Below are 9578 nucleotides of genomic sequence, written 5' to 3'. Positions count from 1 at the left end.
GGGCTGTTTCTTTCTTAATGCCGATCGCTACCCGCTTTAGCCTATGAAAAACAACTACAATCTCCGAAGCATCGCAGCCAAAGCCATCGGCCAGGTGCTGGATCAGGGCCAGTCTCTCAGTACTGTCTTGCCGCCACTGCAAAAATCCATTTCTGACAAAGATCGCGCTCTGCTGCAGGAGTTATGCTTCGGCACCCTGCGCGTGCTGCCGCAGTTGGAATGGTGTATTCAGCAATTGATGGCCAAGCCAATGACCGGCAAACAGCGCACGCTGCACTATCTGCTGATGGTCGGCCTGTACCAACTGCTGTATACCCGCATCCCAGCTCATGCAGTGCTGGCGGAAACGGTAGAAGGCGCCGTCGCGCTGAAACGGCCGCAGCTTAAAGGGCTGATCAACGGTGTATTGCGCCAGTTCCAACGACAGCAGGAAGAGTTGCTGCAACGCGCTGCCAATAATGACAGCCGCTATCTGCATCCAAGCTGGCTTTTGAAACGTATCCAGCAAGCCTACCCCGCGCAGTGGGAACAAATCGTCGATGCCAATAATCAGAAACCACCGATGTGGCTGCGTGTCAGCCGACTTCATCACACCCGTGAAGATTATTTGCAGCTGATGGCGCAGGCGGGTATTGCAGCCGAACCCCATACCGAATATCGCGATGCAATACGCCTGCTGGCGCCATGCGCCGTTACCGACCTGCCGGGATTTGCCGACGGCTGGGTTACCGTGCAGGATGCTTCCGCTCAGGGTTGTGTCGATCTGCTGGATCCGCAAGACGGAGAACAGATCCTCGATTTGTGTGCGGCTCCCGGCGGCAAAACCACGCATATTCTGGAAGCTGCGCCCAAAGCTCATGTCATGGCGGTCGATATCGATGAGCAACGCCTGAGTCGAGTCAAAGAAAACCTGCAACGCCTGCGTTTACACGCCGAGGTCAAGCAAGGCGATGGACGTACACCGCAAGACTGGTGTGGTGATAAGCAATTCGATCGCATTTTGCTGGATGCACCGTGCTCTGCCACGGGTGTGATCCGCCGTCATCCGGATATCAAATGGTTGCGTCGCGATAGTGACATCGCTGAACTGGCTGCGCTGCAGGCCGAGATTATCGAAGCTATTTGGCCACATCTCAAAAAGGGCGGTGTGCTGGTATACGCTACCTGCTCAATTTTGCCGGCAGAGAACGCGGAGCAGATTACCGCCTTCCTCCAGCGCCATCCCGAAGCCCGTCTGGTTGAAACCGGCGATGAACAGCAGCCTGGCCGACAGAATCTTCCCCATCCGGAGGATGGAGATGGCTTCTTTTACGCTAAGCTGATTAAAATGTAGCTATTCAGTATTCAGGGCGCGGCTGTTGCGCCCTTTCAGAAAACCTTCAGCGGTTTCAGTGTGAAGCAGAGAAGCGAATGAAAATAATTATTCTTGGTGCCGGTCAGGTTGGTGGAACACTGGCGGAAAACCTGGTGGGCGAAAACAACGACATTACCGTCGTGGATACCGACTCTGGCCGTCTGCGTCAGCTGCAGGATAAGTTCGACCTGCGGGTTGTTCAGGGCTACGGTTCCCATCCACGCGTACTGCGAGAAGCAGGCGCAGAAGATGCCGACATGCTGGTTGCGGTCACTAACTCTGACGAAACCAACATGATTGCCTGTCAGATTGCCTATTCGCTGTTTAATACGCCGAACCGAATCGCCCGTATCCGCGCGCCTGAATATATCCGTGAATCAGAGAAACTGTTTCAACCTGAAGCGGTGCCAATCGACCATTTGATCTCGCCTGAACAGCTGGTTATCGATTATATCTATAAATTAATTGAATACCCTGGAGCATTGCAGGTGGTGAACTTTGCAGAAGGCAAAGTCAGTATCGCTGCAGTAAAAGCCTATTACGGCGGCCCGTTGGTGGGTAATGCCCTGTCTTCTATGCGTGAGCATATGCCGCATATCGATACCCGCGTTGCCGCTATATTCCGTCAGGATCGGCCGATCCGCCCACAGGGCTCTACAATTATCGAAGCCGGAGACGAAGTGTTCTTTGTTGCGGCTTCACAGCATATCCGTGCGGTAATGAGTGAGCTACAACGGCTGGAAAAACCTTATAAACGAATCATGATTGTCGGCGGCGGTAACGTCGGTGCTGGCCTGGCGCAGCGCTTGGAGAAATCCTACAACGTGAAGCTGATCGAACGTAATCAGCAACGCGCCACGGAGCTGGCCGAACAGCTGCATGACACCATCGTGTTCTATGGCGATGCCTCTGACCAGGAGTTATTGGCGGAAGAACATGTTGATCAGGTAGATGTTTTTATCGCTATCACCAATGATGACGAAGCCAACATCATGTCTGCCATGCTCGCCAAACGCATGGGCGCCAAAAAGGTGATGGTGTTAATTCAGCGTCGTGCCTATGTTGACCTGGTACAAGGCAGCGTCATCGACATTGCCATTTCCCCACAGCAAGCAACAATCTCAGCGCTGCTGGGCCACGTACGTAAAGCAGATATCGTCAGTGTTTCATCGCTACGGCGCGGCGTGGCAGAGGCCATTGAAGCGATTGCACACGGTGATGAGAGCACCTCAAAAGTAGTTGGGCGTATCGTTGAAGATATTAAATTACCGCCGGGCACAACCATTGGCGCCATTGTCCGCGGTGATGACGTAATTATCGCCAACGGCAGCAGCAAAATCGAACAGGGCGATCACGTCATTATGTTTATTACCGATAAAAAGTTCGTTCCTGACGTTGAACGTTTGTTCCAACCAAGTCCGTTCTTCCTGTAGAACGAATTAATTGTCCCATGGTCTATAATCAGGTTGATATTCGTTGCCGTGGGTAAGAAGAGATAAAAACTTTTCTCTGCTTATTGTGGCAAAGGGAAATTGCTTTGTTAAACTTGAGTTATTAATTCTGCAAGGGGTGCGTTCTATGAGTATGATGAAAGAGTTTCGTGAGTTTGCCATGCGTGGCAACGTGGTTGATTTGGCAGTCGGTGTGATTATCGGTGCAGCATTCGGCAAGATCGTATCGTCTTTCGTTGCAGATATCATCATGCCACCGCTGGGTTTACTGATCGGCGGCGTTGACTTCAAACAGTTCCACCTGGTGTTACGCGAAGCTCAGGGCGCAGTGCCTGCAGTAGTGATGAACTACGGTTCATTCATTCAAACTGTTTTTGATTTTGTTATTGTTGCCTTTGCTATTTTCCTGGCAATTAAGTTAATGAACAAAGTACGTCGCAAACAGGAAGAAGCGCCAGCCGCACCACCTGTGCCAACTGCAGAAGAGAAGCTTCTGACTGAAATTCGCGATTTACTCAGTCATCAGCAGCAACCAAAACTGTAAATCAGTTAATCCTGCGCTAATAAAAAGCCATCTAAATCAGATGGCTTTTTTAATGCCTTAAAACCAGAAGGCCAGTGGTAAATTATCATTTGATAGTTTGCCACTGGCCTCCCAATTACCGCCTTTTGCGTGTTTGTCTTTACGCCGGTAGCTGCCTTTCCCTTTGGTATTTTTCTCTACCCGTTGGCGAAATAGTGGATCATGCAACAGTGCCTCAATGGCATTGTCCTGGATCTTACCTTTAGTATGTCGGTATTGAGTCATGGTAATTCACCTTGTTTGTCTATGGTTATAAAACGAGAAGATAATACTGCCAGCAGTATAAAAATTAAAGGGCCGGCAAGCCTGTCAGGCACCCTTTTTCACTTTTTCATCGCTGGCGCCCTGTTCCAGCGCTTCCAGAATCGAGCAATAATTGCTGGTATGTGCGCTTCCGCAGCAGGCATCACTAAGGCGCTTTAGCGACTCACGCATCCGCGTTAATTCCTTAAGCTTGTTCTCGACTTCGCTCAGACGCGCATCGACGATCGACTTCGATTCCTGGCAGGTATGATGCTCAGGATCGACACGGATCGACAGCAGTTCAGCAATGGTTTCCAGCGTAAAACCGAGCTGCTTGGCATAACGGATAAAGCGCAACCGCTGCAGGTCTTGATCGCTGTACAAGCGATAGCCGCCTTCGGTACGAATGTTATGATCCATCATTCCCTGCTTCTCGTAATAACGCACGGTATCCGGCGTCACATCGGCAAGTTTTGCCAGTTGCCCTATCTTAAACATCACTCTTCCTCCGGCGAAAATTTGCTGCTCAATGCTCTGTGATATTCACCGTGTAAAAAATCTGTGCTCATTCCAGCCTGACGAAGACGATGTTCCAACAGGGCCATTCGCTTGCCAAGTTCGGCATAGTCTGGATGTTCGCTATCAATTCCCTGTAGCAAACGGGCAATGTTCAAAGCCTCTTTACGATCTTCGAGCTCAGCAGGTAGATAGCCAGCATTTTTTAGCAGGCGAAAACCTGTTCGCAATTCAGCGGGCACGGCACTGTCATCATCCAACTCTAGAGGCTGCCCCTGGCCGGGCAAGTTATCTAACTCACCTTTCGCCTGCGCATCAAGAATATGGCGCTCCGCCCACAGATCAAGTAGCCACATAACATACTCTCTCAACTGACTAATGAATAGCGTTAGCATAGCGGATAGGGAGGGGGATCTTAAGCCTGGCGGGGAAAGAACGCACGTTTGGCTGATTATGGACGTAAAAAAACCGGGCAAGCCCGGTTTTTTTACGCGTCTACAGATTACTCTGCAGTTGCTACTTCTGCTTGAGACTCAGCACGATCAACCAGCTCGATGTATGCCATCGGCGCGTTGTCGCCTGCGCGGAAGCCACACTTCAGAATGCGAGTGTAACCACCGGCACGGCTCGCGAAACGCGGGCCCAGCTCGTTAAACAGTTTTGCCACGATCTCGTTATCACGAGTACGGGCGAATGCCAGACGACGATTAGCTACGCTGTCGGTCTTGGCAAGAGTAATCAGCGGCTCAACAACGCGACGCAGCTCTTTCGCTTTTGGCAAGGTCGTCTTGATGATCTCATGACGAACCAAAGAGCCGGCCATGTTACGGAACATAGCCTGGCGATGGCTGCTGTTACGGTTCAGTTGACGACCACTCTTACGATGGCGCATGACCTTATCCTTCTCAGTAAAACCTTAACCTGTGATCCGGTTACTCGTCAGCAATGCTTGCCGGTGGCCAATTTTCCAGGCGCATGCCCAGAGAAAGTCCACGGGAGGCCAGCACGTCTTTAATCTCAGTAAGAGATTTTTTACCCAGGTTCGGCGTTTTCAGCAACTCAACCTCGGTACGCTGTACCAGATCACCGATGTAGTGGATAGCTTCTGCCTTAAGGCAGTTAGCAGAGCGGACAGTCAATTCCAGATCGTCAACAGGGCGCAGCAGGATCGGATCGAACTCTGGTTTTTCTTCTTTAACTTCCGGTTGACGTACATCACGCAAGTCAACGAAGGCTTCAAGTTGTTCGGCCAGGATGGTTGCCGCACGGCGGATCGCCTCTTCAGGATCGATCGTGCCATTGGTTTCCATTTCGATTACCAGCTTGTCCAGGTCAGTACGCTGTTCTACACGCGCTGCTTCAACATTGTAGGCAATACGCTCTACAGGGCTATAGCATGCGTCAACCAACAGACGACCGATCGGGCGCTCATCTTCTTCCGAATGAATTCGGGCAGAAGCCGGCACATAACCACGACCACGTTGAACTTTGATACGCATGCTGATAGCAGCGTTTTCATCGGTCAGGTGGCAGATCACGTGCTGAGGCTTGACGATTTCGACATCACCATCATGGGTAATGTCGGCAGCGGTCACAGGGCCAATGCCAGATTTATTCAGGGTAAGAATAACTTCATCTTTGCCTTGAACTCTCACCGCCAGCCCTTTCAGGTTGAGCAGGATCTCCAGGATATCTTCCTGTACGCCTTCTTTGGTGCTGTACTCGTGCAGTACACCATCAATCTCAACCTCGGTCACCGCGCAACCCGGCATAGATGAAAGCAGAATACGGCGCAGTGCGTTGCCAAGAGTATGGCCAAAGCCACGCTCTAAAGGCTCAAGGGTCACCTTGGCGTGCGTCGAACTGACTTGCTCGATATCTACCAGGCGCGGTTTTAGAAACTCTGTCACAGAACCCTGCATTGTGTCCTCTCTTTGGTACTAAGCCTTACTTGGAGTAAAGCTCGACGATCAGGTGTTCGTTAATGTCCGCAGACAGATCGGTACGTTCAGGCATACGCTTGAACACGCCTTCCATCTTAGCAGCATCAACTTCAAGCCAAGTCGGCTTTTCACGCTGCTCAGCCAGCTCCAGAGAAGCTTTAACACGAGATTGCTTTTTAGCTTTCTCGCGGATGCTGACTACGTCATTCGGAGATACCTGATAAGAAGCGATGTTAACAACGCGACCATTTACCATAATTGCTTTGTGGCTAACCAACTGACGTGACTCTGCACGAGTAGCGCCGAAGCCCATACGGTAAACAACGTTGTCCAGACGACCTTCCAGCAGTTGCAACAGGTTTGCACCGGTGTTGCCCTTCAGGCGTGCTGCTTCTTTGTAATAGTTACGGAATTGACGCTCCAGAACACCGTACATACGGCGAACTTTTTGCTTCTCACGTAACTGTACACCATAGTCAGACAGACGCGGTTTACGCGCACCGTGTTGACCAGGCGGTTGCTCAATTTTACACTTGGTATCGATCGCGCGAACGCCAGACTTCAGGAACAAGTCTGTGCCCTCACGGCGGCTAAGCTTGAGCTTAGGACCCAAATATCTTGCCATTTTCTTTCTCCAACTAACCTAAAAGCAGCGTTATACGCGACGCTTTTTCGGCGGACGACAACCGTTGTGAGGGATAGGAGTCACATCAGTAATGTTAGTGATGCGGAAACCTGCGGCGTTCAGTGCACGAATAGTTGATTCGCGACCCGGACCCGGTCCCTTAACCATAACTTCCAGGTTCTTGATACCGTATTCTTTTACTGCGTCAGCACAACGCTCGGCTGCAACCTGAGCTGCAAACGGAGTTGACTTACGAGAACCACGGAAACCAGAACCACCGGCAGTTGCCCAACCCAATGCGTTACCCTGACGATCGGTAATAGTCACAATGGTGTTGTTGAAAGAAGCATGGACATGAGCCACGCCGTCAGAGACTTGCTTTCTTACACGCTTACGTGTACGAACAGGTGCCTTTGCCATTATTCAATCACCCTGATTATTTCTTGATCGGTTTACGCGGACCCTTACGGGTACGTGCGTTGGTCTTCGTACGCTGACCGCGAACTGGCAGACCACGACGATGACGCAAACCACGGTATGTACCAAGATCCATCAGACGCTTGATGCTCAGGGTAACTTCACGACGCAAATCACCTTCTACAGTGAATTTGGCGACTGCTTCACGCAGCTGTTCAATTTGCTCTTCAGACAGCTCACTGATCTTAACATGTTCAGCAATACCCGTAGCTGCACAGATAGACTGTGAGCGGGTTTTACCGATTCCGAAGATCGACGTTAAGGCGATTACGGTATGTTTATGATCAGGAATGTTAATGCCTGCTATACGGGCCACTATGCACTCCTACTATTTTATACGGCAACACCATTCTGAAAAGCCCGTTTTCAGGATACTCAAATAATGTTGCAGCTACATACAAAAGATTGGCTGGCTAATCTAGCCAGCTCAACCCAACTTTGCAAGAAAAATATGCGAGATAATCAGCCTTGACGCTGTTTATGCTTCGGCTCGGCGCTGCAAATCACACGAACGACACCGTTACGCTTAACGATTTTGCAGTTACGACATAATTTCTTGACGGAAGCACGAACTTTCATTTTTACTCTCCGTAACTTCTCAAACGCACCTGATTAGCGGTTATAGCCTTTCAGGTTTGCTTTCTTCAATGCAGACTCGTACTGACTTGACATCATCAGAGTTTGCACTTGAGCCATAAAGTCCATGATGACGACAACCACGATCAGTAGCGAGGTACCACCAAAGTAGAATGGTACTTTCATTGCATCACGCATGAACTCCGGGATCAGGCAGATGAAAGTAATGTACATCGCGCCCACCAGGGTTAAACGCGTCATTACTTTATCGATGTACTTCGCCGTTTGCTCTCCCGGACGAATTCCTGGTACGAAGGCACCGGACTTCTTCAGGTTATCTGCTGTCTCACGCGGGTTGAAAACCAACGCCGTGTAAAAGAAACAGAAGAAGATGATTGCAGACGCATAGAGTAACACATAAAGCGGTTGCCCTGGCTGCAAATACAGCGAAATCGTTGTCAGCCAGTTCCAACCGGTACCGCCCCCAAACCATGATGCAATCGTGGCCGGGAACAGAATAATGCTGGAAGCGAAGATTGCCGGGATTACCCCTGCCATGTTCACTTTCAACGGTAAGTGTGTGCTCTGTGCTGCATAAACACGACGACCTTGTTGACGCTTCGCATAGTTAACGACGATACGACGTTGACCACGTTCTATGAAAACAACGAAGAAGGTTACTGCAAACACTAATACTGCAACCAACAGCAACAGGAGGAAGTGCAGGTCGCCTTGCCGGGCTTGCTCAATAGTATGGGCCACTGCCGGCGGAAGTCCCGCTACAATACCTGCGAAGATAATGATCGAAATACCGTTGCCGATACCGCGCTCAGTAATCTGTTCGCCCAGCCACATCAGGAACATTGTCCCGGTAACCAGACTCACTACAGCAGTAAAGTAGAATGCAAAGCCTGGGTTTAACACCAGACCCTGCATACCAGGCATATTCGGCAGACCGGTAGCAATACCGATCGACTGGAATATGGCCAACACCAGCGTACCGTAGCGGGTGTACTGGCTAATCTTGCGACGGCCAGCCTCCCCTTCTTTCTTGATTTCTGCTAACGCTGGATGAACCACCGTTAACAGCTGGATAATGATCGATGCCGAAATATACGGCATGATCCCCAGAGCAAAGATAGAAGCACGGCTGAGGGCACCACCAGAGAACATGTTAAACATTTCAATGATAGTGCCTCTCTGCTGCTCAAGCAATTTGGCAAGCACAGTGGCATCGATACCAGGAATCGGAATAAAAGAGCCGATACGGAAGACAATCAGCGCGCCGATGACAAACAAAAGTCTGCGCTTCAGCTCGCCGAGCCCGCCTTTAGCACTTTGAAAATCTAATCCTGGTTGCTTAGCCATCTGCTACTTATTCCTCAATTTTACCGCCAGCAGCTTCGATAGCAGCACGAGCGCCTTTGGTGACACGCAGACCACGCAGGGTAACCGGACGAGCGATTTCGCCAGAAAGCATAACTTTCGCGAATTCGATCTGGGTACCAACAACGTTAGCGGCTTTCAGCGTGTTCAGGTCGATTACGTCGCCTTCAACAAGAGCCAGTTCAGACAGACGAACTTCTGCCGTGATCATAGCTTTGCGCGAGGTGAAGCCGAATTTCGGCAAACGACGATATAAAGGCATCTGACCACCTTCAAAACCACGACGTACGCCACCGCCAGAACGTGAGTTCTGACCTTTGTGACCACGACCAGCGGTTTTACCCAGGCCAGAACCAATACCACGACCTACACGCTTCGGCGCATGCTTGGCACCTTCAGCCGGAGACAGAGTATTTAAACGCAT

The 9578-nt window shown here is 50.5% G+C and carries 14 protein-coding genes; 3 read left to right on the top strand and 11 right to left on the bottom strand.

Going from position 1 to position 9578, the window contains the following annotated elements; translation table 11 throughout:
* Positions 1-43 precede the first annotated feature (43 nt).
* The 3 genes from rsmB to mscL all read left to right on the top strand — a co-directional run bounded on the left by rsmB (position 44) and on the right by mscL (position 3349).
* Positions 44-1333, top strand: a complete 1290-nt coding sequence (gene rsmB, locus M2407_RS21990; RefSeq protein ID WP_259219772.1) for a 16S rRNA (cytosine(967)-C(5))-methyltransferase RsmB — start codon at positions 44-46, stop codon at positions 1331-1333.
* Positions 1334-1410: 77 nt separating this feature from the next.
* Positions 1411-2787, top strand: a complete 1377-nt coding sequence (gene trkA / locus M2407_RS21985; RefSeq protein WP_020837226.1) for a Trk system potassium transporter TrkA — start codon at positions 1411-1413, stop codon at positions 2785-2787.
* A gap of 145 nt (positions 2788-2932) precedes the next feature.
* Positions 2933-3349 carry a large-conductance mechanosensitive channel protein MscL gene (mscL, locus tag M2407_RS21980; RefSeq protein ID WP_020837227.1) on the top strand — a complete coding sequence of 139 codons (417 nt, stop codon included), beginning with the start codon at positions 2933-2935 and terminating at the stop codon, positions 3347-3349.
* A gap of 57 nt (positions 3350-3406) precedes the next feature.
* Here mscL and M2407_RS21975 read toward each other — a convergent pair whose 3' ends face one another.
* The 11 genes from M2407_RS21975 to rplO form a co-directional block, all read right to left on the bottom strand.
* Positions 3407-3613: an alternative ribosome-rescue factor A gene (locus tag M2407_RS21975; protein ID WP_020837228.1), complete on the bottom strand. Its 207-nt coding sequence runs from the start codon at positions 3611-3613 to the stop codon at positions 3407-3409.
* Between the two features lie 84 nt (positions 3614-3697).
* A complete protein-coding gene (zntR, locus tag M2407_RS21970) occupies positions 3698-4129 on the bottom strand; it encodes a Zn(2+)-responsive transcriptional regulator (protein WP_020837229.1) in 432 nt (143 codons plus the stop codon).
* Positions 4129-4503: a DUF1992 domain-containing protein gene (locus M2407_RS21965; RefSeq protein WP_259219769.1), complete on the bottom strand. Its 375-nt coding sequence runs from the start codon at positions 4501-4503 to the stop codon at positions 4129-4131. Before M2407_RS21965 ends, zntR begins: the two co-directional genes overlap by 1 nt.
* Before the next feature lie 146 nt (positions 4504-4649).
* On the bottom strand, positions 4650-5039 hold the full coding sequence (gene rplQ / locus M2407_RS21960) for a 50S ribosomal protein L17 (RefSeq protein WP_004929726.1): 390 nt from the start codon (positions 5037-5039) through the stop codon (positions 4650-4652).
* 40 nt (positions 5040-5079) lie between these two features.
* Entirely contained in the window at positions 5080-6069 is a 990-nt protein-coding gene (locus tag M2407_RS21955) for a DNA-directed RNA polymerase subunit alpha (RefSeq protein ID WP_002919219.1), read from the bottom strand.
* 25 nt (positions 6070-6094) lie between these two features.
* Positions 6095-6715, bottom strand: coding sequence for a 30S ribosomal protein S4 (gene rpsD, locus M2407_RS21950; protein WP_004951125.1), 621 nt, complete (start codon positions 6713-6715; stop codon positions 6095-6097).
* Between the two features lie 30 nt (positions 6716-6745).
* Positions 6746-7135 carry a 30S ribosomal protein S11 gene (gene rpsK / locus M2407_RS21945; RefSeq protein ID WP_004951128.1) on the bottom strand — a complete coding sequence of 130 codons (390 nt, stop codon included), beginning with the start codon at positions 7133-7135 and terminating at the stop codon, positions 6746-6748.
* A 16-nt stretch (positions 7136-7151) separates the two neighbouring features.
* On the bottom strand, positions 7152-7508 hold the full coding sequence (gene rpsM / locus M2407_RS21940) for a 30S ribosomal protein S13 (protein WP_020837231.1): 357 nt from the start codon (positions 7506-7508) through the stop codon (positions 7152-7154).
* A gap of 146 nt (positions 7509-7654) precedes the next feature.
* The gene (gene rpmJ, locus M2407_RS21935) at positions 7655-7771 is read right to left on the bottom strand and encodes a 50S ribosomal protein L36 (protein WP_002227352.1); all 117 of its coding nucleotides are present in this window, start codon (positions 7769-7771) and stop codon (positions 7655-7657) included.
* Positions 7772-7804: 33 nt separating this feature from the next.
* Entirely contained in the window at positions 7805-9136 is a 1332-nt protein-coding gene (gene secY, locus M2407_RS21930; protein ID WP_004929740.1) for a preprotein translocase subunit SecY, read from the bottom strand.
* Positions 9137-9143: 7 nt separating this feature from the next.
* The gene (rplO, locus tag M2407_RS21925; protein ID WP_020837232.1) at positions 9144-9578 is read right to left on the bottom strand and encodes a 50S ribosomal protein L15; all 435 of its coding nucleotides are present in this window, start codon (positions 9576-9578) and stop codon (positions 9144-9146) included.

The organism is Serratia sp. BIGb0234 (assembly GCF_024809915.1).
GTDB lineage: Bacteria > Pseudomonadota > Gammaproteobacteria > Enterobacterales > Enterobacteriaceae > Serratia > Serratia liquefaciens.
The sequence above is the reverse complement of the archived record's forward strand: the minus strand, read 5'-3'. Positions and strand labels throughout refer to the sequence as shown.